Genomic DNA, 24,016 nt, shown 5'->3' with positions numbered 1-24,016 from the left:
TAGGAAGAGAGAAATCCTCTTCTCTCAATCTACCTATTTCAAGGTTTTTACCATAATATAGTTTTCTTTTTCTTCATCACCAATAAAGATAGAGTATTGACCTCTTATTTCAAAGCCTTTGCTCTTATGAAATTCAATGGCATTTTTGTTCTTTCGCCAAACACCTAGCCATATTTCATTTTTGTTATGCTCTTTGGCTAGCTCAATGGCTGTCTGCAGTAATGTTTTACCAAAACCTTTGTCTTGGTACTTTTGTTTGACGTAAATTCGTTCAATTTCCATAGCATTTTCCCCGACTTCACGGGTTTGGGCTGGTCCCTCATTAATTTTTAAATAACCGATGAGAATATCATTGGAATACAAGAATAAAAAAGAAGAAAATTCATTGGATAGTTCTTTTGTAAGTTGATTAGCATTGAAGGCATTTTCTAAATAATCGTTCATGTTTTCTGGAGTGTTTAAATGGCTGTATGTTTCATTATAGGTATCTGTAGCAATATCCTGCAAAAGACGTAAGTCATCAAGTGTACATTTACTTATCATAGTTTTCACGCAATCACTCCCTTTTAAATTTTCCTTAGGTAATTTAAGTATATTTTAAAGAAAAGGTGTAAGTCAATGAAAACGAATACAGATTAATATGTGTAATAGATAATTTTAGCCTATACTAGTTGGCTTCTTAGAAGACTGAAATCTATTTAACGTCTGTACGAACCCTTAGGTAAGAATAAAATAAAGTGAAATTAGAGGTTTTTTAAAAGTGAAGAAATATATAGTTTTTGCTGTAAGTTTTTTAATCATCTATTCCTTACTTCAACTCATATCTGGAATGATTTTAACTTTGTGGTATACGCCATATATAGCAAACGTACGCAGTCTTGGTGTCAATTCTCCACAGGAAATCCATTTATTCCAACCCATAATCATAGCCTTTCTATCAGCAACCATCGCATATTTTATTCCAGCAAAATTAAAATAAAGTAAAAAAGCCCTTTACAGAATTAGACTATAAAGGACAACACCTTAAAAGCGGTAGAAGGAAGTAACTTTCTATTTTTGATATAAAATAGTTTGGGCAACCCCGATAAAGTATTCTGATTCTACAATAATATGATTCAACACGACCTTAGCGGTTTGATTGGTGCTGATCGGTTTACTTTCTTCCATTAATGTACGACAAAAGTTTATAAATTGCTGACTCTGTTCAAGGCAAAAAGAGGTTAGCTTCAAAATATCCTGATAAAGTGCATCTGAAACCTGTCCAGCAGATCGGTTAACTGTTTCAATATACCTCACTACTTGCTGATGGGTTTGAGCAAAAGCCTTCTCCCATTCTTTCAGTGCATCAACGTATGGCTGCTCCAAATTTTTAACGAGCTCTCTAATAACGACTGTATGCTCTTCTTCTTGATGCTTCCAAAACTCAGCTTCATCTAGGACACGAAGTGGCATCTGATTCCCATAATAATATTGCATAAAAACCCTCCATCCTTATTGACATCATTAAATACATATACGAAAGGATACAGGATTAGAACTTGATCCGATGCAAATGAAAAAACCCAATTCTAGAGAAGTCTCCAAAATTGGGTTTTTAGTAATTATAGTAAACCAACTAGCTTAAGCCCATGTTCTATCCCATTATTCTCCACAGACTCTGTAATATATTTTGCTACATTTTTCACTTTTTCCTCCGCATTTCCCATTGCAACACTGTTGTTTACTGTCGATAGCATTTCGATGTCATTCAAGCCATCCCCAAAAGCATATATTCTTTCTTTTGGAATATTTAGTTTTTCTACAATCTTTTCGATCCCTTTTGCCTTTGAACCACCTTTAGGGAGGACATCAACAGATAAAGGATGCCATCTCACAAAATCAAAATCGCGAAAATTATCTTTATACTGTTTCACTTCCCCTTCTGGACAAAATAAAAGAGATTGATATAATTCGCGTCCTTCGTAATAATACGGATCATGTGTCGGAAAATGCTTGATCTTTAATGACTCAATTCCTTCTTTGACATGAGGGTGATCAGGAACATTCGCCTTCATATCTTCATGATCCATAAATACAACGGGATGATCATTGTGAAGAGCAGTTTCAGTTAGTTTAATTAAAGAATCGATATTTAATGGATTCGTATGTAGCACTTCCCCGTTTAAAACAATATATTGCCCGTTATAACTCACAAATGTATCAATGTCTAATTCTTCGCGCAAATCCTCGTACATAAAAGGTGCACGGCCTGTAGCAATAGCAACTAGATGTCCATTCTCTTTTAATTGGAAAATCGCTTCTTTTGTGGAAGGAGGCAATTTTTTATCATGGTCTAATAATGTTCCGTCTATATCAAAAAATATAACACTTTGTTCTTTCATTTCTTGTCCCACTTTCCTTTTATATTTGATGTCGTATGGTTACCATCCTTAGTGTAAGCTATGAAACGCGTTTCATGTCAAATATTCGTTTTTCCTTGATCTGAAACTGGTTTCATAAATTAGACTAATAGAGGAGGGGAATGATTTCCAACTCCCCTCTAAAATATTGTTGACCTTATCAGCGTAATAGCCATGCTAGCGTGATGGTAAGGTTCAACCTTTATGCTAGAAAAAAGGTCTGCTATTAGAGCAGACCCATTACAATCCCCAATCTATTTTGAGCATGTTTTTTAAATATTGAAGTTGTTCTTCCCCAATTTTGACGGCCATTTTATCCTCTAATTCTTTTTTTAATGCCTCATTTTTTTCATAGCAACTTATACCAAGATCGGTTAAACGAATACATTTCTCTTTTTTGTTATGTTTGGCATCAATGATTTCTATTAATCCCTTTGCTGCCAGATTTTTAATGAATTTATGTGTTGCTTGTCTCGAGATATCTACATTCTTAGCAACAGATGCTATCGTTGGCTCCTTTTTATCGATTTTAGCGAGAATGTACCATTCGGAATTGGATAGAATTATTTCACTATGATCATTTCGCAAATCTTCTAATAATTTACGAAGCTGTATTTGCCGTTCGCTAAGCATATCGAATAAGCTGAGGTTGTGTAAGTCATCATTCAACAAGACCACTCCTGCGCATTTTTTCGAAACTAATTATAAAAAAAGCACTCTCCTTTGTCAACTAGATTGACATCTTTTTAAAAATGGCGTATACTATAATTGTAAACTAAGTTGACAAAATGTTAGTTGGAGGCTTGACTAAATGTTTAATGTTGGAGATATGATTATCTATTCGACACATGGTTTGTGTAAAATTGACGACATCTGTGAAAAGAAGTTTAGAGATAAAGAGAGAACCTACTATGTGATGCACCCAGTAAAAGATCCAAATTTGACGATTAGTGCACCTGTTGAGGATAATCAAACTAACATGTGGACAGTTATGAATAAAGAAGAAGCCAAGGAAATATTACATTCGTTCCAATTTCCAGGTGTGGAATGGATCGACAATGCAAGAGAACGCAATAAAAAATATACGAGTTATGTTCATACAGGAAACCGCCAAAAGATTTCTAATATTTTAAATACACTAATGAAAAGAGAAATAAAGGCTAAAGAAAACGGCCACAAGGTGTCTGATTTGGATCACAAGCTGTTAGAATCAGTACAAAATATTATGTTCAGTGAGCTGGCTGTCTCATTAGACACGACCTACGAGGAGATTGCCAGCAAAGTGAACAATATGATTAGACAGACGGTATAGAATTCACTGCGTAGAAGAGTTTGTAAGCTCTTTTATGCATTTTTTTTTTATGTAAAGATTAGTATATCTTGGCCATCGCGCAGTCACCCAGTAAAATAACCAAGATAAAACAAAATATCTTGGTTATCCCGTAGTCATCAAGCAAAATAATCAAGATAAAATTCTCACGAACATTAACAATTAAATCAGATAACACTAGCATTGTTTTTGTATTTATAATAGAATGTTAGAAAAGAAAGGAGCATACATTTGCCAGCGCGTAAAAAAGCTCATGAATTGCAAGTCTATGAAGCACTTATTTACCGTAAGCGATTTTCTAGCAAAGACAAAAGAAGGTATAGGAGCTTAAAAAGAGGTTATGAAGGGGAGGTCTATTTTGATCATCTACTAGAACAACTCCCAGGTGGTTACATATTGTTAAAAGATCTTTGTTTAAATTATAACGATAGGTTTTTCCAAATAGATCAGGGGCTTCTATATAATAATCTGTTTTATATGTATGAAATAAAGAATTATATTGGTGAATATTATGATCAAGACGAAAAGCTCTATCATATTTCGGAGAAAGAAGTGGATGATCCGCTTATTCAGTTAAAAAGATCCAGCTCCTTGCTTAGGCAGCTTTTCCATCAACTTGGCTTCACCACCCCAATAGTACCTACTGCAGTATTTCCGAACCCCGAATTTACACTTTTTCATGCACCTCGAACGGATAAAATTATTTTACCATCCCAGTTAGGGCAGTATATCAGACAATTTAATCAAACAATTCCACTATCTCCGTCTCTACAGCAATTATCCGACAAGTTACATAGCCTAAATAAAAAAACATCCCCTCAACAAACACTTCCTGATTACCATTACAATGAATTAAAAAAAGGAATGCGCTGCCCTTCCTGTTCCGGAATACTAAAGGATATAGCAAAAAATAGTTGTACGTGTAGAGCATGTGGAGAAAAAGAAAACTTACAGCACGTCATTTTACGCAATATAGATGAATTTCAAATATTATTTCCAAATCAAAAAATAACGACTAAAATTATTCACGATTGGTGTGAAATGGATCTTAATTGGAGTATTAGAACTGTTCTTAAGAAAAACTTTGAGAAAATGGGAGCTAATAAAGGTGCGTATTTTGTGAGAAAGTGAAATAATGGACAATTTTTGAAAGAGGTGAAGAAATGAAAATAATAGAATTACCAATAAAAGTCGAATTTAATGACCAAAAGGATTATATTTATCCTAGTTTAATAGAATCGAGGGGTGAGCTCACCTTAGTGGATACGGGATATCCCTTTTGTTTAAAGTTAATTGAGGAAGCGATCATTAAAAATCACTACCAAATAGGTCAATTAAAAAATATTATTATTACCCATTATGACATGGATCATATCGGTTCATTGCGAGAATTTAAGGATCAATTTCCTTGGATAAATATAATAGCAAGTGACACAGAATCTAAATACATTAGCGGGCAGGTTAAATCTGAAAGGTTGAAGCAAGCTGAAGAGATGCAACAGCACATGCCAAAAGAACTCCAAGAGTTTGGAAAATCGTTTATAAGCCAACTGAAAGAACAGAAACATGTTTCAGTTGATAGAGTTGTCTATAATGGTGATCTAATCTTAGATAAAAGTTGTGAGGTTGTTGCCACACCAGGGCATACATCAGGCCATATTTCTTTGTTCTTCCCTCATTTAAACAGTGTAATTACAGGGGATGCCGCAGTTCATCAGGATCACAAGCTTATGATCGCTAATCCTGATTATTGTTTAAATATGGAGGATGCAAAAAAGTCATTAGCAAAATTAAAAAAACTTGATGCGAACACCTATTATTGCTACCATGGCGGAAAATATACCAAAACTAATGCTTTCCTATACTAATAAACTATGCTAAAATAAGAACAAACGTTTCCTTATCTGCATCAATCACTACTAAAGACAGTACATATAAGGAGAAGTAAAATGACAGGAAAGACACATATTATGGGAGGGATAGCATCGGCTGCCGCTGTTGTCCATTATCAACACTATGACCCTACTATTTTTATTATTGCAGGGGCTTTTGGGGCTGTTTTGCCTGACATTTGCCATGGTGGAAGTAAAATTGGTAGAAGGTTTCCGCTTATTTCAAAAGTAATCAATACAATATTTGGCCACAGAACCTTTACCCATAGCCTCTTATTTTTGTTACTAGTTGGCTATTTATTAACTCTTTTCACAGATAATTCATCGATTATTATGGGAGTTCTGGTAGGAATGGTAAGCCATTTTATTTTGGATGCTGCAACGAAAAATGGAATTAAGCTTTTTTATCCAGTCAGTATCACCATTCGCTTCCCAATCACAACAAAAACTGGTGGAACGGTAGAGAATATCGTTCTATTGGGGTTAACGCTAGTGACCATCTATTTTGGGAAGGATCTAATTTTATAATAGAAAAGGGCGGACATTGTCAAACGCCCGCCCCGAATTATCCCTCTAATCGAACATCCTTCACATGTGTGGCCATCCACCAAATATGTCCAAATGGATCGATTAATCCTCCTCGCCTATCTCCATCTGCTTGATCCTCTACTGGTGCTAACTCTTTTGCACCAGCTTCCATTGCTTGCCGGTAGAGAGAGTCTACATCTTCTACATAAAGGAAAATATGCATAGAAGAACCACCAAGCGACTGGGGACCGCGCATTAATTCAAAGTCTGGGAACTCGTCCACTATCATGATGATGGAATCCCCAATTTTAATTTCTGCATGCTTTATCTTTCCATTATCATTTTTTAGGCACATTACCTCACTTGCACCAAATGCCTTCTTATAAAATTCTATCGCTTTGGCAGCTTCTCTAATAATCATATAGGGTGCTACAGTGTGATGGCCTCTAGGAATAGGATACATAATAATCTCCTCCATTCAAAAATATTTGTTACATTCATTATAATCAGCACATGTCATTTATTATTGTAAAAAAATGACCTATCTAAAAAAGCGGAACGTGATTTTTAAAATCTTGATTCGATTGATAGGCTGTTGGTTTTATGCCTGAAAAGGAACGGAAATCGTGAATGAAATGGGCCTGATCATAATATCCACATGCTAGTGCGATATCCATCCAATCAATTGAATCTACTTTGTGAATGGAGCTGAGGATATGTTGAAATCGTTGTACACGCCAAAATTGCTTAGGTGTCAGACCAACTTCTTTTTTGAAAATATCGATAAAGTGCCGAGGGCTTAGATTGATTTGATCAGTGATATCGCTAATTCGAAGCGGATATTCTGGTGATTGAAATTTAGCTAGGGCATAGGTGATAATTGGGTGGTTGGTTGTATCCTTTTTCATCTTTATTAAAAATTGCTCCAAGATGTGGAACATAAAAGTAGGTGAGCGAGCCTCAAGTAGCCTTTCACGTAATGCCTTTACTTTATCGCCCCATAATTGCTCCAAAGAAAGATGGGTATTCCATAACTCGTAAATCGCAACTGGGAAAAAAGGAAAAGCACCTCCAGGCTTAAAATGAATACCTACCGTATTCGTTTGACTTGCGGTATCGATCACAACAAAATCTGAATGAGGACCAGAAATGATGCTCCCCTGATAACTTGTAAAGTGATCATGCGTCTCTTTATCATATAGCTTGATGATATCTTCTCGTAAATTGATCACTAATTCTATTGATCCATCCGGGAGTACGCGTTCTTTTTCGTGGGGTGATTGAAGTCCATTGCTGTACCAAAAGATATGAACATAATCCGACAAAGGTGGTGGTGGATGATAGGTTAGAAATTCTGTCATAATCAACCATTCCCTCCATTCCTAGCAAAGTTAAATATATTTTATCATAATAACATCACTTTCATGAACAACAGATGCAATATGATTTAGTGATCTGGATAAAGATGGTATCATAATGTTAAAACAGGGTGAAAAAAGGAGTTGAGAATAGATGAAGGCATGGTATATAGAAGAACCTGGAAAGATAGAAAACCTAACGTGGGGGGAAATCGCGGATGTTAGTCCTGAAAAAAATCAATTGGTTGTAAAAATTATCAGTACGGCATTAAACCCAGTCGATTATAAAATGATCGAAAATGGCAATCCGTATTGGAAGTATCCACATGTAGTTGGGGTTGATTTAACAGGAGAGGTTGTAGAAATAGGTTCAGAAGTACATGGATTTAATAGAGGAGATCGTGTGGCCTGTCATACTAATTTATCGAATAATGGCGCCTTTGCTGAAAAAGCAGTAGTAGATTCAGATGTTACAGCAAAAATCCCTGATGGTGTTTCTTTTGATCAAGCTGCTACCATTCTCTGTGCAGGAATGACAGCATATGAAGGAATTGTACAAAAATTAAACCATTTTCAGAAAAAATCTATCTTAATCCATGCCGGATCTGGTGGAGTAGGGGGATTCGCGATTCAGCTAGCTAAAGAATTAGGATTAAAAGTTTTTACCACGGCCTCTTCCTATAACCATTCTTGGGTTAAACAGCTTGGTGCAGATATAGCCATTGACTATCGCACAGAGGATGTAACTAGCCGAATCTTAGACGAGACAAATGGTGAAGGTGTTGACCTTATTTTGAATACAGTAGGACGAAAAGAAGCAACAGAAGACCTAAAACGCCTTACTTTTTCTGGTCAATTAGCCTATATAGCAGGAGGACCTGACACTTCTGACGTGAAGCCTTTTACCTTATCTCCATCCATCCATGAAGTAGCGCTAGGGGCTGCCCATCAAAGTGGATCTGCACGTGCAAGGAGAAATTTAGCTTACATGGCGCAAGAATTAATGCAAAGGGTGAAGGATAAAAGGCTTGATGCCATGGTAACGGAAGTTCTTTCCCGTAAAGAGTTGCCTGAAGGACTAAAGAAATTAAAGGGCCGACACGTGCGAGGAAAAATGATTGTCCATATGCAGGAGGAGACTTAAGAAAGGGCGGATGTAGCTTGCCAATTAAGGGATTAAATCATCTATTATTTTCCGTTTCTAATTTGGAAAAATCGATAAAGTTTTATCGGGATGTGTTCGAAGCAAAGCTATTAGTAAAAGGAAATACGACAGCTTATTTTGATTTACTTGGGATGTGGCTTGCATTGAATGAGGAAAAAAATATTCCTCGTAATGAGATTCATAGCTCTTATACACATATTGCCTTTTCTATTGAGGAGAAGGAATATAGCGAAATTTACAACAAATTAAAAGAATTAGATGTAAATATACTTTCAGGTAGAGAAAGAGATACGCGTGATAAGAAATCTATTTATTTTACCGATCCAGATGGGCATAAGTTTGAGTTCCATACAGGAACTTTAGAGGATAGACTACATTATTATCAACAAAGTAAGAAGCATATGGAGTTTTATTTATAAGGATAAAAAGGAGTGGAAGGGACATGAAAAAGGTCAATCAATATATAGATAATCTGTTTGCCAAACAGGACCCATTATTAGAAGAAGTTATAGAATCTATTAAGGAAAATGACATGCCATCTATCTCGGTATCGCCTTCTTCAGGCAAGCTCTTAACCATGCTTGTATCTATTTCAGGGGCAAAAAATCTACTAGAAATAGGGGCGCTTGCAGGCTATAGCGGAATTTGCCTTGCAAGAGGATTTCAGAAGAATGGCAGAATAACCTCGCTGGAGTTAGAAGAAAAATATGCAACACTTGCACATAAAAATCTAAAAAAAGCAGGCTATGGCAATCAAGTTAATTATATTACTGGGCCTGCTCTCAAAAGCCTTGAAAAATTAGCTTCTGAAAATAAAAAATTTGATTTTTTCTTTATTGATGCAGATAAAGGGAATTATGAGAACTATTTAGATTATTGTATCAAGCTAGCAGAACCGGACGCTTTAGCGATCGCCGATAATGTGCTAGCAGCTGGTAGTGTAGCAGATGCTAGTATCGAGCCAAAGCCACGTACAGAACGGATGAAGCAATTTAACCAAAAAGTTGCTAGTCATCCTAAATTAGAATCGATTATCCTTCCAATTGGAGATGGGCTAACTATTTCAAAAGTGAAAAGTGATAAGTGAACAATTTACTTATCACTTTACTCATTTGCTAATAAGATTTGCTCCTCATCGTGGCTATGAATTTCGTTCACAATAATCAATGCTTGAAATTTTTCCAGTATCTCTATAGAGAAGCCTTCCTCCTCCATTTGTGTTTTTATTTGTTCAGCAATGGTTCTCAGTAGATTGTGATCCCGTTTTAATGCCACAATTTCCTCTTTTAATAAAGGCTTAAGCTCTATAATCTCTTGATAAAACCCATTCTCCTCCTCTTCTGCATCGGCATGACTAATAATTCTACTTTCCCAATAATCAAGCAATTCAGAAACAGCCATATTAATTTTATCTACATTCTCTTCACGCATGAATTGCTTGAGCTCCTCCGTCTTCGCAATCGCCCCAGCAAGTGCACCTGCATGAATTGCATGATGAGCATGTAATTGTTTTAAAGATGGTCCTGTCATGAAGCATTCCTCCTCAATCATTTTCGTTTTTTTCTTGTCATTGAGCTTACTATTCCGTTGATAGTTTGATAACTATCCACCATCCTAAGTCTTACTTTATCGTAGCATAGCATAGAAGTTTTTAAGATTAGGGAATTCCCTGAATGAATATAGGTGGTTTGCTTATAGGGAACCTCATGAAAAATTTATACTCATTTTTTAAACGGATTATAGGGAATTTCCGAATAGACGACTTCTAGCTGTTTTCCTTATATTGAGGAAGAGATAGGGAGAATACGAGGAGAGGATGGGAGGAAATGCCTCAAATAACACTTGATACACTAGTATCGGAGATTGTTGCCGAATTACCTCAGACAACGGATTTATTTCGACATAAAAGGATAGATTACTATTGTGATGGGAAAGCATCACTAAAAGAAGCGGCAACAAAAAGGGGGTATGATCCAGAAAAGATTTTATTTGAAATTAAAGATGTGGAAACACGGAAGAAGAATTACCACGGTCTAAAGCCAAAAGCATTTGATACAATCACTTTAATCAATTATATCCAAATGAAGCATCATCGTTATCTAAAAGAGGAATTAGTAGGCCTTTCTTCAATTGTGAAAAAAGTGGCTATGGTACATGGAGAGAAACAAACGGAACTAAGAAAAGTGAAACAGCTATTTGATAGATTGCGTATAGAACTTCTTAACATGATGAATAAGGAGGATCAGTATATCTTTCCAATACTGGAAACCTATCAAACAGAACCATCAGAAAAACTTAGAAAAAAAGTAGATGCTTATTTGTTCGAGCTAGAAAGCAAGCATGACCTAACTGGTGGTTTATTACATGAATTAAGGGAAATCACAAATGACTTCCAGCCACCAGCAGACGCGTGTAACACCTTTCAGCTAGTTTATAAAAGACTAAATGAATTAGAAAAAGACACATGTGATCATATTCATATCGAAAATCATGTATTGTTTAAAAAAGTAAGACAAAGCGGAGACCTTCTTTAGGGAGGCTCCTTTTTTTATTTCGAAACTAAAGGGGCTTTTGCCGGATGAATAGGAAATTCCCTAATAGGAGAAGTGATGATTTCCATTCATAATAGATACTAGAAAAGGTTATAAATGATTCCCTAACAAATTATTAACCTAGCATTAATGAATGGGGTGAAAGATCGAGATGAAACGGAAGGTTGGCTTGAGATATTTTAAACCAGTAGAAAAATATGCTGGAAATTGGTCACTTTTAGAAGAAAAAAATCGAGACTGGGAGAATATGTATCGTAACAGATGGTCACATGATAAGGTTGTGCGAACCACACATGGTGTTAACTGTACAGGTTCTTGTAGCTGGAAGGTGTTTGTGAAAAACGGCATCATCACATGGGAGAATCAGCAGGTGGATTATCCATCCTGTGGGCCTGATATGCCAGAATTTGAACCGCGGGGATGTCCACGTGGTGCTTCCTTTTCTTGGTATGAATATAGTCCTCTTCGTGTCAAGTATCCTTATATGAGAGGCAAGCTTTGGCGCTTATGGAGAGAAGCAATAGAAGTACATGAAGACCCAGTGAAGGCATGGGCAAGTATTGTCGAAGATGAAGAGAAATCAAAGCTGTACAAACAAGCACGCGGTAAGGGTGGTCACGTTAGAGTAACATGGGAGGCTGCACTTGAACTAATTTCAGCTCAATTAATTTATACAATAAAAAAATATGGACCGGACCGTATCGCAGGATTTACTCCTATTCCAGCTATGTCCATGATTAGCTATGCTTCCGGTGCTCGCTTTATTAACTTAATCGGTGGCGAAATGTTGAGTTTCTATGATTGGTATGCGGATTTACCGCCATCTTCTCCACAAATTTGGGGAGAGCAGACAGATGTACCAGAATCATCAGATTGGTATAATGCCGGTTACTTAATTATGTGGGGCTCTAATGTACCATTAACCCGTACACCAGATGCCCATTTTATGACAGAGGTACGTTATAAAGGGGCAAAAGTTGTTTCCGTGGCACCGGACTATGCTGAAAATGTCAAATTTGCAGATAATTGGTTGTCACCAAATCCCGGGACAGATGCTGCACTAGCACAAGCGATGACACATGTTATTTTAGATGATTTTTATGAACAACGAAAAGAGCCAATGTTTATTAATTATGCCAAACAGTATACCGACATGCCATTTTTACTTTTGTTAGATGAGGAGGATGGCAGGTTAAAAGCTGGGAGGTTCTTACGAGCAAGTGATCTTGGCTATGAGACCGAACATGCTGATTGGAAGCCGGTTATTTACGATGAAAGAACAAAAGAAATGCTTGTGCCAAATGGCACAATGGGGCAACGCTGGGAGGAAGGGAAACAATGGAATTTAAAATTAGAGAATGAAGACGGAACGAAGGTGGATCCTGCCCTATCAATTGTCCCACTTGATGCGAAGTGGGAGGAAATTACCTTTCCATTTTTTGATAATCAAGGGAACGGTACCTTTAACCGTCCAATCCCAGCAAAAACCATTACCTTAAAGGATGGTACCGTAAGAAAAATTACGACAGTTTATGATTTAATGATCAGCCAATATGGTGTGAAAAAAGCGAATAGTCCCCTTGAGTCGCAGGGATACGAGGATGATAAATCTCATTATACTCCCGCATGGCAAGAAAAAATTACTGGAGTAAAGGCATCGATCGTGACACAAGTTGCGCGAGAGTTTGCACAAAATGCCATCGATACTGATGGAAGATCTATGATCATTATGGGGGCAGGGATTAACCATTGGTTTAACAGTGACACTATTTATCGCGCTATTTTAAACTTAGTTATTTTAACTGCATCTCAAGGTAAAAATGGAGGAGGCTGGGCTCATTATGTTGGTCAAGAAAAATGTCGACCAATCGAAGGCTGGTCATCCATTGCATTTGCGAAGGATTGGCAAGGTCCACCACGCTTACAAAATGCAACATCCTTTTTCTATTTTGCTTCCGATCAATGGAAATATGAAGAGATGGGAAATGACTCGCTAAAATCACCAACAAGTAAAAAAATTCGTTATCAGCACCCTGCGGATTATAATGCTTTAGCAGCACGATTAGGCTGGTTACCATCCTACCCGCAGTTTAATCAGAATAGCTTAAAATTAGCAGAAGAAGCGAAAAAACTGGGTAAAACGACAAAAGAAGAGATTATTCAGCACACGGTTGAAAAGCTTAAGTCTAATGAGCTGAGCTTTGCGATTGAGGACCCAGATGCAGAAGAGAATTTCCCGCGTTCCTTATTCGTATGGCGTTCCAATCTTATTTCAAGCTCTGCAAAAGGTCAGGAATACTTTATGAAGCATTTACTTGGTACACATGATGGCTTGCTCTCTAAGCAAAATGATGAAGAAAAGCCCGAGGAGATCAAATGGCGTCAAGAGGAGATTGAAGGAAAGCTAGATCTGTTAGTAGCATTAGATTTCCGTATGACAGCAACCCCCATGTATGCAGATATAGTCTTGCCTGCTGCAACATGGTATGAAAAAACAGATCTTTCATCAACCGATATGCATCCATTTGTTCACCCATTTAATCCAGCCATTGATCCATTATGGGAATCACGCTCTGATTGGGACATTTATCGATCCCTTGCAAAAACCTTTTCCAAAATGGCGGAAGAGCGTTTACCTGAAACCTATCAGGATGTGGTCACAGCTCCACTTGGTCATGATTCACCTAGTGAAATGGCGCAACCGAATGGATTAGTGAAGGATTGGAAAAAAGGGGAGATCGAGGCTATCCCAGGAAAAACAATGCCGAATATTCAAATCGTTGAACGGGACTATACGAAAATCTACGATAAATATGTCACCTTAGGTCCGAATATTGAAAAAGGAAAAATTGGTGCACATGGGGTTAATTTCTCTGTTAAGGAAGAGTATGAGGAATTGAAATTAATTAATGGTACACATTTTGATGAAACCATTAAAAATGGGTTACCGAAAATGGAAACAGCGAGACAGGTAGCCAATGCAATGCTTCACATCTCCTCCGCAACGAATGGAGCCGTTTCTCAACGAGCATATAAGTCATTAGAAGCTGACACAGGAATGGAATTAAAGGATATCTCATCCGATAGGGAAGCAGAACGGATTACCTTTGACCAAATCACTGCACAGCCACGTGAAGTGATTCCGACACCTGTATTCACTGGGTCCAACAAAGGGAAGAAACGCTATTCTCCATTCACGACAAATATTGAGAGATTAGTGCCATTTAGAACATTGACTGGAAGACAGCATTTTTATATCGATCATGAAATCTTTATACAGTTTGGGGAGTCATTGCCAATTTATAAACCTACACTGCCACCAATGGTCTTTGGAAAGCATGATCAGAAGGTAATCGGAGGGAAGGATGCTCTCGTATTGCGTTATTTGACGCCACACGGAAAATGGAATATCCATTCTACCTACCAAGATAACTTGCACATGCTCACCTTGTTTAGAGGAGGACCAACGGTATGGATAAGTGATCTCGATGCAAAAGCACATCATATCGAGGACAATGATTGGCTAGAGGTCTACAATCGAAATGGTGTCGTTACAGCACGTGCCGTCGTCAGTCACCGAATGCCACAAGGAACCATGTTTATGTATCATGCACAGGATAAGCATATTAATGTGCCCGGATCGGAGCTTACAGGTGAACGTGGTGGAAGCCATAATGCCCCGACACGGATTCACGTGAAGCCAACACAAATGGTTGGAGGATATGCACAGCTAAGCTATGGTTTCAACTACTATGGACCTATTGGTAATCAGCGAGATGAATATGTAGCGGTTCGGAAAATGAAGGAGGTTGATTGGCTTGAAGATTAAAGCACAAGTGGCAATGGTTATGAACTTAGACAAATGTATTGGCTGCCACACCTGTAGTGTTACGTGTAAGAGCACCTGGACCAATCGCCCGGGAGCAGAGTATATGTGGTTTAACAATGTTGAGACAAAACCAGGAATGGGCTATCCAAAGCGATGGGAGGATCAGGAACAATATAAAGGTGGCTGGCAAATGCGAAAAGGGAAGCTGGAGCTCAAATCTGGCTCCAAGCTATCCAAAATCGCAATGGGGAAAATCTTTTATAACCCAGATATGCCAGAAATGAAGGATTATTACGAGCCATGGACTTATAATTACGAGCATTTAACCACTTCAGAGGAAAAAAAGCATCAGCCTGTTGCGCGACCTCATTCAGCAGTCACTGGTGAGAAAATGGAGGTCAAATGGGGGCCAAACTGGGAGGATGATTTAGCTGGGGCACATGTCACTGGACCGAAAGATCCGAATGTGGAAAAAATCGAAGAAGAGATTAAATTTAATTTTGAGCAAGCATTTATGATGTATTTACCAAGGCTTTGTGAACACTGCCTCAATCCAAGCTGTGTGGCATCATGTCCATCTGGAGCTATGTACAAGCGAGACGAAGATGGGATTGTTTTAGTGGATCAAGAGGCATGCCGTGGCTGGCGTTATTGCATGACAGGCTGCCCGTATAAAAAAGTGTACTTTAACTGGCAAACAAATAAAGCAGAAAAATGTACCTTCTGTTTTCCAAGGATCGAATCAGGCCTCCCAACTGTTTGCTCTGAAACATGTACGGGGAGAATTCGTTATTTAGGAGTACTCCTTTATGATGCTGATCGTGTCTTAGAGGCAGCATCAACTCCTGATGAAAAAGATTTGTATGAAGCACAATGTGATCTATTTCTAGATCCACATGATCCGGAAATAATTAAGCAAGCAAGAAAAGATGGGATTTCAGAGGATTGGATTGAAGCAGCACAAAATTCACCAGTATATAAGCTTGCCATCGAATATAAACTAGCCTTTCCATTACACCCAGAGTATCGAACATTGCCGATGGTATGGTATGTGCCACCACTTAGTCCGATTATGAGTTATTTCGAAGGAAGGGATTCGATTAAAAATCCGGATGCTATTTTCCCAGCTATTGAGGAAATGCGTACACCGATTCAGTATTTAGCTAATATGTTAACAGCTGGTGATGCCGATGCAGTAAAAGAAGCATTGCAGCGAATGGCCATGATGCGGTCCTATATGCGCGCTTTATCAAGTGGAAAAGAATTCGACGAATCCCGTCTAGACCGGGTTGGTCTTTCTGCACATCAAACACAGCAAATGTATCGCTTGCTTTCCATCGCTAAATATGAGGATCGTTTCGTTATTCCTACCTCCCATAAGGAAGGATATATGGATACGTATCGTGCGCAAGGATCTGAAGGCTATGATATGGGCTGTGACGGATGTGGTCCATCTATGCCAGTGGAGAAATCAGGAAAGGAAATATACGAAGAAACCTTCTATGGAGGGATTTGGCGTGATTAATTTAGAAAAATTAAATCAATATAAGCAAGCATTTGATTTTTTCAGTCAACATCTCTCCTATCCGGAGGAGTTATCGATCTTTAACGAGGAATTCTTTGAGGCAACTTTTGCATCAGGTATGCCGGGACTTTCATCTATTCGGTCGTATTGGGATAAGATCGGTAAATTCGATGAGCTGGATAAGATTCAAGAGCAATATATTGAAACATTTGATTTTCAGAAAAAAGCAACCTTATACATGACCTATGCTAAATTCGAAGATAGTAAGGAGCGTGGGCAAATGCTTGCCCGCCTTAAGGTCTTATATGAGATGTATGGATTAAATATGGATCAAGCAGAACTTTCAGACTATCTACCATTAATGTGTGAATTTATCTTTGCTGCAGATTGGCTAGAAGATGAACGATCACTAGAGAGTTTCTCGTTATTATTTGCTGTAATCGAAGACGGGACCTATCACTTATTGCAGACCTTGGAAAAACAAAATAGTCCTTATTTCTATTTAATTCAAGGGATGCGTGAGCTGATGAAATCCTGTGTGCTAAAGCAGGAGGTTGAATCCAAATGATAAATCAATTTTTGTGGGTGATTTTCCCTTATCTTTGCATTGCTTCATTTTTAATCGGGCATTTCTATCGCTATAAGCACGATCAATTTAGTTGGACGGCGAAATCTAGTGAATTTATTGAGAAAAAACAGCTCATGATCGGTAGTTTATTATTCCACATCGGGATAATACCCGTTATATTAGGCCATGTGGCAGGACTAGGGATACCGAAGTCCTGGATGGAGGCATTAGGTGTAAATGATCACCTATATCATATTGGGGCTGTTTATGCTGGTGGATTTTTTGGTGTGGTTACTTTAGCGGGAATGCTACTTCTAACCTCTAGACGTATTACGAAAGAATCGGTCCGTAAGCTAAGCTCTACATCGGATATCATTGTTAATATTTTGCTGTTATTTATTGTGTTTATGGGTGTTTATTCCACATTAGTTACGAATAACGTGCAGCATGACTTTGATTACCGTGAGACGATTTCTGTATGGTTTCGGGACCTACTTATTTTTCGACCAGATCCTTCTTATATGACAGATGTTCCGCTAACCTTTAAGCTTCATGTATTTACTGGCTTTCTCATTTTTGCTATATGGCCCTTTACACGTTTGGTTCACGTGTGGAGTGTACCATTGAATTATATTGGTAGAAGTTATATTCTATATAGAAGACATAAAAAAAGAAAAACGTCTTAACCATGATTATAGAGTTAGCCGTCTCTTGCTTCAAGAACGACGCTAATATCTGAAAGCCCATTGATAGGGGTCTTACATTATTGGAAAGAAGGGGAGAAGGTATGGAATCCTTTGACTTTCAAACGGCGATTCATCAGCTTCATGAAATTTACGAAGTTGATTTAGTTGCTCTAGCTATGGTTTTACCTGAGGAGCAGTTTTTATTAAAATGGAAGTATATATCTGGTAATTTAAACCAGCAATATAAGAGGATTCAATTACGTACAGGCAAAGGGGTTGCTGGTGCTGTTTTTAAATCTGGGAAGCCTTATATTGTATCCAATGTACCTACTCAAATAGATCCAAACAAGATGTATCATTATCCGATTCTTCAGTTTGAACAAATAAAGAGCTTTGTCGCATTGCCGCTATTCAAAAATCACCGTGTCACAGCTGTTTTGCTAGTAGCAAGTAGAGAAATTGAAGGAGCAGGCATAGCATTATATCAACGTATGATGGATGAACTTGGTGAGTGCTTCGGTCCACTTTATCTGCAGGAGTTGATGACAAATTGATTCAAATGACGAATAATCAGATGATCGATTTTTTAGTCAAGATGTATCAAAACAGCACAGAAGCAATTTTCTTCCTGGATGAAGAGGGGAATATCCTATCCCTAAATCCAGCTGCAGAACAAATTATCGACCCTAGTTTGTTACAAAAAATTAAAGGTGGAAACATTAATTCCCTTTGCTCCTTTTGTAGGGGGTACACGAGTGATGAGCATCTAATGACCTGTGTGCATTGCTATTTAAAGGATCCCGAAAGTGATTTTACCTCATTTCAGGTTTATTTAGAAACGAATGGTAAAGGAATTGTACCATATGCTGCTAGTTACCACATGATCGATGAGGAAAACGGAGTGTATGTGTTTATGCTCCGTGATTTAACTTTACAATATAAAAAACAAGAGCTTGTTTATCGCAACAAGATGCTTCAAAAAACTATCGATGCTCAGGAGAAAGAACGAAGGCGTATTTCTAGAGAGCTTCATGATAGTGTCGTTCAAGAGCTGATTAGTACACTTGTTGATATTCGTGTAATGAGGTATATGGATGAGAAGGATATTCTAAAGAAAATAGATGATACGGAAGGAACGCTAAACCGTTTGATTGAGGATATTCGTGATCTATCCGTATTTTTACGGCCAGCTTCTCTTGATGATCTTGGCCTAGAGGCAGCGTTTCGCTCACATTTTAAATGGGTGAAACAAACCTATGGCATTGAAGTAAGCTTTACTTCTACGATCAAGCAGCGCCGTTATCTACCAAATATGGAAACAACCGTTTATCGTATTTGTCAGGAAGCGGTATTGAATGCTGTTAAGTATGCAAAGGTTGCAGAAATAACGGTTATTCTTACGGAAAGTGAAGATCGACTAGAGCTTTATGTACGGGATAAAGGAGAAGGCTTTGATGTAGACCATCCGACAGTAAAAGGGTCTGGTATCGGTTTGTTTGGCATGAAGGAACGGGCGGAACTGATTAATGGTAAGCTAAAGGTCCATTCCGAGCATCATAAAGGAACGACTGTTTTTCTGTCGGTTCCTATACCAAATCAATTGGAGGAGGAGTAAAGCCCATGAAGATTGTGATCGCAGATGATCATGCTGTTGTGAGAAGCGGATTTTCTATGATAATAAATTTCCAGAATGATATGGAAGTTGTAGATACGGCGGCAGATGGAATGGAAGCCTATCAAAAGGTGGCACAACATGAGCCGGATGTTTTATTACTAGATTTAAGCATGCCTCCGGGAGAAAGTGGTTTAATTGCAACAGGAAGAATTCATGAGGATTTTCCCTCTACGAAAATATTAATCTTAACCATGCATGATGATGACGAATATTTATTTCATGTATTAAAAAATGGTGCAGCAGGCTATATACTAAAAAATGCGCCAGACCAAGAATTAATAGCAGCGATTCGTACGGTGAAAAACAATGGAACCTATATTTCACCTAAAATGACCAACTCTCTTGTCCGTGAATTCATCAAAAATGGTGAAGCAAATCAGGACGATAGGCTTGAGATTTTATCGAAAAGGGAATTAGAGATTTTGCCGTTGGTCGCAAAAGGATATGGAAATAAAGAGATTGCCGAAATGCTATATATTTCTGTCAAAACAGTCGAAGCACATAAAGCAAAGATTATGGAAAAATTAAATCTAAAGAGTAAGCCTGAATTAGTCGAATATGCGTTAAAAAAGAAATTGTTAGAATTTTAAGGGAGTATCCTCATCTGAGTGGGGAACTCCCTAATTTATTTGATTCGAGGAAAAATATACAATGGAATTGGGAATCTAAAAAACCTTTTCAGAACATAAGTAAAGGTGAGTGAATCATGAAAAAAATACAATTGCCATTGCAAACCTTAAATCTTGTCGTAGGTTTTATGGTCTGGGTGCTCATATCTTCGCTAGTACCTTTTATGACTGAGGATATCCATATTCCAGCAGAGAGTATTGCTATTCTAACGGCTATTCCAGTTATATTAGGATCCATTTTACGGATCCCGCTCGGATACTTTACCAATTTATATGGTGCCAGAATAGTATTTATCACAAGCTTTATTCTCTTGTTATTTCCGGTATTTTATATTAGTGAGGCTTCGAGCTTTGTTGATTTAATGATAGGTGGTCTTTTCTTAGGGATAGGTGGTGCGGTTTTCTCAGTCGGTGTTACTTCCCTTCCTAAATATTATCCTAAGGAAAAACAAGGTTTTGTAAATGGGTTGTATGGTGTAGGTAATATTGGAACAGCGGTAACGACGTTCTCTGCACCTGTTGTAGCCACACAAATTGGTTGGTCCTTAACAGTCAAAGTGTATTTGATTTTGTTACTTATTTTTATTGCACTAAATATTTTCCTTGGTGATCGAAAAGAAGAAAAAATGAAAACACCAATCATGGAACAAATCAAAAGTGTATATAAAAACGAAAAATTATGGTTGTTTTCACTATTTTATTTTATTACATTTGGCTCCTTTGTCGCATTTACGGTCTACTTACCCAACTTCCTCGTTTCTAACTTCGAATTGGCTCGAGTAGATGCAGGCTTAAGAACGGCTGGTTTTATTGCAGTAGCTACATTCATTCGGCCACTTGGTGGTTGGCTAGGTGATCGGTTTAAGCCAATGTATTTATTGACAGGCGTTTTTACGATATATACGATTGCTGCTATTTTGTTAGCTTTCTCGCCTTCGATTGGCCTTTATACCATTGGCTCAATTGCGATTGCCGTTTCTGCTGGTATAGGTAATGGTGTGCTATTTAAGCTAGTGCCGATGTATTTTCAGAATCAAGCAGGGATTGTGAATGGGATTGTATCGATGATGGGTGGCTTAGGCGGATTTTTTCCACCACTTATCCTATCGATTGTTCATTCCATCACAGGTCATTATGCGATTGGTTTTATGTTATTATCCCAAATGGCTTTGGCGAGTTTAGTATTAGTTGTATGGATGTATTACCATGACCGTCTGAAAATTTCAAATGACGTATTTAAATCTACAGGACAGGGAATTATGGTTACCCATCCGAATGGAAAAATTATCGCTGTGAATCCTGCTTTTACGACATTAACAGGTTACAATGAGGGAGAGATTATTGGAAAAACCCCATCTGTTTTAAAATCAGGCAAACAATCTCCATCCTTCTATCAAAAGATGTGGAAAGAAATGAAGGAACAGGGCCAGTGGCAAGGGGAGATTTGGAACAAACGAAAAAATGGTGAACTATATCTTGAATGGCTAAATATTAGTACAGTGAAGGACGAAGCAGGAGATCCCATTCGATATGTCGCTTCCTTTTCTGATATAACTGAGCATAAAAAGGATTCGAAAGTATCGCAGAGCTAACCTTCGTAATCTTTCATTTCCGAAAGTGAAAAGGTCTGAAGTTCAATGCGGTTCTAAATATGTAAAAATAAAAAGAAGTGAAAAGAATTTTTATTTATTTTTTTCACTTCTTTGGTTTAGGCTTAAGACGAATTTGGTTCCCCAATAAGCAATATAAGCAATAGCTACATCTATAAAGAAAATATGCAATGGTAGCAATCCCTTATCAAACTTTACAAAGCCAAAATATTCTTCAATAGGGGTACCAAGTAATGCAAAGAAAGCACTTAAGAACAATGTATACAAGTAGAAATTCTTCTTGTGTTTCGTACAATATTGATATAACAGAATAAAACTTACGGGAAGCAATGAAGTGGTCATGTTTTGGGCATAAGGCAATAAAGGTGTTAGAAAGTAGGTATGAACAAAATACTTATATAACGATAAAATAGTATCACAATATGACCAAAGCATGTGTACGATAAAACCAAAAAAGAATAATTCAAAAATCCTTTGGCGATCAACGGTAAAGTAAAGTATAACTAAAGGTATTATCATGATGAAAAGAACTACCCAAAATTGCCAAGATGATAAATTGGAATAATCATCCCAATAAGCAGTTATTAGAGAATTTAGTTCTTCACTAATACTGTAAATTTGTTCCCAATATTCATTGTACCCCATTATTACTGGCCTCCTATGTAAGATATCACATGAGCTTTACATCAGTATTGTACGGAGAATGAAATAATTTATACGAATTACTCCCTATAAAGATTCTAATCCTAAGAGGATTAAAGCCAGATAGAAGACCTTATAACTGCTGTGATAGTCTCACCATATCAATCACCTGGATACCATTTTCAAAGATCGGTTCATCATAATGATGAAGGAAAAAATCGCGATCAACCGAAGTTATCCGAAAGCCACATTTTTGATATAATGCTAATTGAACAACACCTGAGTTTCCTGTTCCGATCTCGATTGTTTTATAGCCCTCTTGCTTTGCGGTTTGAATGGCATGAAGAACAAGCTTTTTACCATAACCTTTTGCTTGAAAGCTTTCATCGACAGCCACATTTACGATTTCTATTGTTTTTGGTCTAGTTGGAAGCAGGACATAGACACCAATAATGGAATCTTTCTCTTCCATGACAAAACATTTCCCTCTCTTTACATATTCCGTCACTAGCTTTTCCGATGGATCTGCTAAAAGCAATAAATCCATAGGTAATGATTCTTTTTCATCTAATTCTCTAATCATTTTATCACCTCTGTATTCTTTTCATTTTAGCGTATCTAGCAGTAAATGGAACTTTATCCACACTAATGGTATAGTGATTTTAAATGAATCCTCATCTTATGTTTTGTTCACCGATTAACCACATTATAAAGGAAAGCTGGTAAGAAGATGGATCATCGTACATTTTATGAAGAATACAAATCATTCCTATTTTCTGTTGCTTATAAAATGTTAGGTTCTGTTAAGGATGCGGAGGATATCGTTCAGGATGTTTTTGTTCAGCTAGAAAAGATGGACATTTCATCCCTTCAAGATCCAAAAGCATATTTAACGAAAATGACGACAAATAAATGCCTTAATCTTCTACAATCCGCTAGAAAAAAGCGAGAAGTATATCCAGGGCCATGGCTTCCAGAGCCAATTGTCGAAACAATGGTAAATGAGCCGTTAGAACAATTGCTAAAGGAAGAATCTATTTCGTATGCATTTGTTGTTCTCCTACATCAACTGACAGAGCTTGAAAGGTGTGTTTTTCTATTACGTGAAATACTCTCCTATGATTATAAAAGTATAGCAGAAATACTCAGGCGATCTGAACAAAGCTGTCGTAAAGTATTCAGTAGGGCAAAGCGAAAGCTACAAGAAAATATTAATGCACCGAAAGCTACGAAAGAAGAGGTACACCAGTTAGCTAATTTGTTCTTAGAAGCAGTAGATAGTGGTAATTTCGAACCGTTCATTGACCAATTATCGAAAGATGTTGTCCTGTTATCAGATGGTGGTGGTAAAGTACTTTCTGCTATGTATCCTATCTATGACAAGCACCGTGTTGCTGCTTATATACGAGGAATTCATAAAAGAGGTACCTTCGATGGTGAGCTAAGCTTGATTCATGTAAATGGTGAAATTGGTATTCTCCAAAGACGACAAGGTAAACCAATAAAAATATTGACATTCCATTATACGAAAAATGGTATTGAAAATATTTATGTCGTGATGAATCCAGAAAAATTAAACAAAATAGGTCACAATTACTCCTTCTAATTTGTCTTATAAGTGAAAGACA

Annotated in this window: 27 protein-coding genes; 18 read left to right on the top strand and 9 right to left on the bottom strand. The window is 37.4% G+C overall.

Annotated features, from left to right (window positions below):
• Window positions 1-33: 33 nt before the first annotated feature.
• Window positions 34-543 (bottom strand): GNAT family N-acetyltransferase, encoded by a 510-nt coding sequence (locus tag DLJ74_RS00510; protein ID WP_054788756.1) that lies wholly within the window; start codon window positions 541-543, stop codon window positions 34-36.
• 217 nt (window positions 544-760) lie between these two features.
• Between DLJ74_RS00510 and DLJ74_RS00505 the strand changes: the two genes are divergently transcribed.
• On the top strand, window positions 761-979 hold the full coding sequence (locus DLJ74_RS00505; RefSeq protein WP_109982898.1) for a hypothetical protein: 219 nt from the start codon (window positions 761-763) through the stop codon (window positions 977-979).
• Between the two features lie 71 nt (window positions 980-1,050).
• Here the strand turns inward: DLJ74_RS00505 and DLJ74_RS00500 are convergent, their stop codons facing one another.
• The 3 genes from DLJ74_RS00500 to DLJ74_RS00490 form a co-directional block, all read right to left on the bottom strand.
• Complete coding sequence (locus DLJ74_RS00500; RefSeq protein WP_054788739.1) at window positions 1,051-1,476, bottom strand: DUF2935 domain-containing protein; 426 nt, start codon at window positions 1,474-1,476, stop codon at window positions 1,051-1,053.
• Window positions 1,477-1,601: 125 nt separating this feature from the next.
• Entirely contained in the window at window positions 1,602-2,381 is a 780-nt protein-coding gene (locus DLJ74_RS00495; RefSeq protein WP_109982897.1) for a Cof-type HAD-IIB family hydrolase, read from the bottom strand.
• Between the two features lie 258 nt (window positions 2,382-2,639).
• Entirely contained in the window at window positions 2,640-3,077 is a 438-nt protein-coding gene (locus DLJ74_RS00490) for a MarR family winged helix-turn-helix transcriptional regulator (protein ID WP_342767694.1), read from the bottom strand.
• 133 nt (window positions 3,078-3,210) lie between these two features.
• Here DLJ74_RS00490 and DLJ74_RS00485 point away from each other — a divergent pair, with 133 nt between their 5' ends.
• From DLJ74_RS00485 to DLJ74_RS00470, 4 genes are all read left to right on the top strand, one after another.
• Window positions 3,211-3,711: a CarD family transcriptional regulator gene (locus DLJ74_RS00485; protein WP_109982896.1), complete on the top strand. Its 501-nt coding sequence runs from the start codon at window positions 3,211-3,213 to the stop codon at window positions 3,709-3,711.
• A 249-nt stretch (window positions 3,712-3,960) separates the two neighbouring features.
• Window positions 3,961-4,860, top strand: coding sequence for a nuclease-related domain-containing protein (locus DLJ74_RS00480; protein ID WP_181397402.1), 900 nt, complete (start codon window positions 3,961-3,963; stop codon window positions 4,858-4,860).
• A gap of 32 nt (window positions 4,861-4,892) precedes the next feature.
• The gene (locus DLJ74_RS00475; protein WP_109982894.1) at window positions 4,893-5,597 is read left to right on the top strand and encodes an MBL fold metallo-hydrolase; all 705 of its coding nucleotides are present in this window, start codon (window positions 4,893-4,895) and stop codon (window positions 5,595-5,597) included.
• A gap of 81 nt (window positions 5,598-5,678) precedes the next feature.
• Window positions 5,679-6,149 (top strand): metal-dependent hydrolase, encoded by a 471-nt coding sequence (locus DLJ74_RS00470; RefSeq protein WP_109982893.1) that lies wholly within the window; start codon window positions 5,679-5,681, stop codon window positions 6,147-6,149.
• Window positions 6,150-6,186: 37 nt separating this feature from the next.
• Here DLJ74_RS00470 and DLJ74_RS00465 read toward each other — a convergent pair whose 3' ends face one another.
• Complete coding sequence (locus DLJ74_RS00465) at window positions 6,187-6,612, bottom strand: VOC family protein (RefSeq protein WP_245902223.1); 426 nt, start codon at window positions 6,610-6,612, stop codon at window positions 6,187-6,189.
• 82 nt (window positions 6,613-6,694) lie between these two features.
• Entirely contained in the window at window positions 6,695-7,510 is an 816-nt protein-coding gene (locus DLJ74_RS00460) for a helix-turn-helix transcriptional regulator (RefSeq protein WP_109982983.1), read from the bottom strand.
• A gap of 151 nt (window positions 7,511-7,661) precedes the next feature.
• Here DLJ74_RS00460 and DLJ74_RS00455 point away from each other — a divergent pair, with 151 nt between their 5' ends.
• From DLJ74_RS00455 to DLJ74_RS00445, 3 genes are read left to right on the top strand one after another with little or no spacing between them, the layout of a single operon-like run.
• Complete coding sequence (locus DLJ74_RS00455) at window positions 7,662-8,651, top strand: zinc-binding dehydrogenase (protein WP_109982892.1); 990 nt, start codon at window positions 7,662-7,664, stop codon at window positions 8,649-8,651.
• Window positions 8,652-8,668: 17 nt separating this feature from the next.
• Complete coding sequence (gene fosM / locus DLJ74_RS00450; RefSeq protein ID WP_054860437.1) at window positions 8,669-9,091, top strand: FosM family fosfomycin resistance protein; 423 nt, start codon at window positions 8,669-8,671, stop codon at window positions 9,089-9,091.
• Between the two features lie 23 nt (window positions 9,092-9,114).
• Entirely contained in the window at window positions 9,115-9,759 is a 645-nt protein-coding gene (locus DLJ74_RS00445) for an O-methyltransferase (RefSeq protein ID WP_109982891.1), read from the top strand.
• Between the two features lie 17 nt (window positions 9,760-9,776).
• Here DLJ74_RS00445 and DLJ74_RS00440 read toward each other — a convergent pair whose 3' ends face one another.
• Window positions 9,777-10,202 (bottom strand): hypothetical protein, encoded by a 426-nt coding sequence (locus DLJ74_RS00440; RefSeq protein ID WP_109982890.1) that lies wholly within the window; start codon window positions 10,200-10,202, stop codon window positions 9,777-9,779.
• A gap of 296 nt (window positions 10,203-10,498) precedes the next feature.
• Here DLJ74_RS00440 and ric point away from each other — a divergent pair, with 296 nt between their 5' ends.
• The 9 genes from ric to DLJ74_RS00395 all read left to right on the top strand — a co-directional run bounded on the left by ric (window position 10,499) and on the right by DLJ74_RS00395 (window position 21,728).
• A complete protein-coding gene (gene ric, locus DLJ74_RS00435; RefSeq protein ID WP_109982889.1) occupies window positions 10,499-11,206 on the top strand; it encodes an iron-sulfur cluster repair di-iron protein in 708 nt (235 codons plus the stop codon).
• A gap of 169 nt (window positions 11,207-11,375) precedes the next feature.
• Complete coding sequence (locus DLJ74_RS00430; RefSeq protein ID WP_109982888.1) at window positions 11,376-15,053, top strand: nitrate reductase subunit alpha; 3,678 nt, start codon at window positions 11,376-11,378, stop codon at window positions 15,051-15,053.
• Window positions 15,043-16,578 (top strand): nitrate reductase subunit beta, encoded by a 1,536-nt coding sequence (narH, locus tag DLJ74_RS00425; protein ID WP_109982887.1) that lies wholly within the window; start codon window positions 15,043-15,045, stop codon window positions 16,576-16,578. Before DLJ74_RS00430 ends, narH begins: the two co-directional genes overlap by 11 nt.
• Window positions 16,571-17,146 (top strand): nitrate reductase molybdenum cofactor assembly chaperone, encoded by a 576-nt coding sequence (narJ, locus tag DLJ74_RS00420; RefSeq protein ID WP_109982886.1) that lies wholly within the window; start codon window positions 16,571-16,573, stop codon window positions 17,144-17,146. The genes narH and narJ overlap by 8 nt, the downstream gene beginning before the upstream one ends.
• On the top strand, window positions 17,143-17,832 hold the full coding sequence (narI, locus tag DLJ74_RS00415) for a respiratory nitrate reductase subunit gamma (protein ID WP_109982885.1): 690 nt from the start codon (window positions 17,143-17,145) through the stop codon (window positions 17,830-17,832). Before narJ ends, narI begins: the two co-directional genes overlap by 4 nt.
• A 101-nt stretch (window positions 17,833-17,933) precedes the next feature.
• On the top strand, window positions 17,934-18,386 hold the full coding sequence (locus DLJ74_RS00410; RefSeq protein WP_146202416.1) for a GAF domain-containing protein: 453 nt from the start codon (window positions 17,934-17,936) through the stop codon (window positions 18,384-18,386).
• A 5-nt stretch (window positions 18,387-18,391) separates the two neighbouring features.
• Entirely contained in the window at window positions 18,392-19,447 is a 1,056-nt protein-coding gene (locus tag DLJ74_RS00405) for a PAS domain-containing sensor histidine kinase (protein WP_109982982.1), read from the top strand.
• Window positions 19,448-19,452: 5 nt separating this feature from the next.
• Window positions 19,453-20,097 carry a response regulator transcription factor gene (locus DLJ74_RS00400; protein ID WP_109982884.1) on the top strand — a complete coding sequence of 215 codons (645 nt, stop codon included), beginning with the start codon at window positions 19,453-19,455 and terminating at the stop codon, window positions 20,095-20,097.
• Window positions 20,098-20,210: 113 nt separating this feature from the next.
• A complete protein-coding gene (locus DLJ74_RS00395) occupies window positions 20,211-21,728 on the top strand; it encodes a nitrate/nitrite transporter (RefSeq protein ID WP_109982883.1) in 1,518 nt (505 codons plus the stop codon).
• A gap of 90 nt (window positions 21,729-21,818) precedes the next feature.
• Here the strand turns inward: DLJ74_RS00395 and DLJ74_RS00390 are convergent, their stop codons facing one another.
• A complete protein-coding gene (locus tag DLJ74_RS00390; protein WP_109982882.1) occupies window positions 21,819-22,391 on the bottom strand; it encodes a hypothetical protein in 573 nt (190 codons plus the stop codon).
• Window positions 22,392-22,521: 130 nt separating this feature from the next.
• Window positions 22,522-22,971, bottom strand: a complete 450-nt coding sequence (locus DLJ74_RS00385; RefSeq protein ID WP_054788749.1) for a GNAT family N-acetyltransferase — start codon at window positions 22,969-22,971, stop codon at window positions 22,522-22,524.
• Between the two features lie 147 nt (window positions 22,972-23,118).
• Between DLJ74_RS00385 and DLJ74_RS00380 the strand changes: the two genes are divergently transcribed.
• A complete protein-coding gene (locus DLJ74_RS00380; RefSeq protein WP_054860430.1) occupies window positions 23,119-23,994 on the top strand; it encodes an RNA polymerase sigma-70 factor in 876 nt (291 codons plus the stop codon).
• The last annotated feature ends 22 nt before the right edge of the window (window positions 23,995-24,016 follow it).

The organism is Gracilibacillus dipsosauri (assembly GCF_003176895.1).
Classification (GTDB): Bacteria; Bacillota; Bacilli; order Bacillales; family Amphibacillaceae; genus Gracilibacillus; species Gracilibacillus dipsosauri.
Note: the sequence above shows the minus strand (reverse complement) of the source record. Positions and strands in the feature narration are given on the sequence as shown.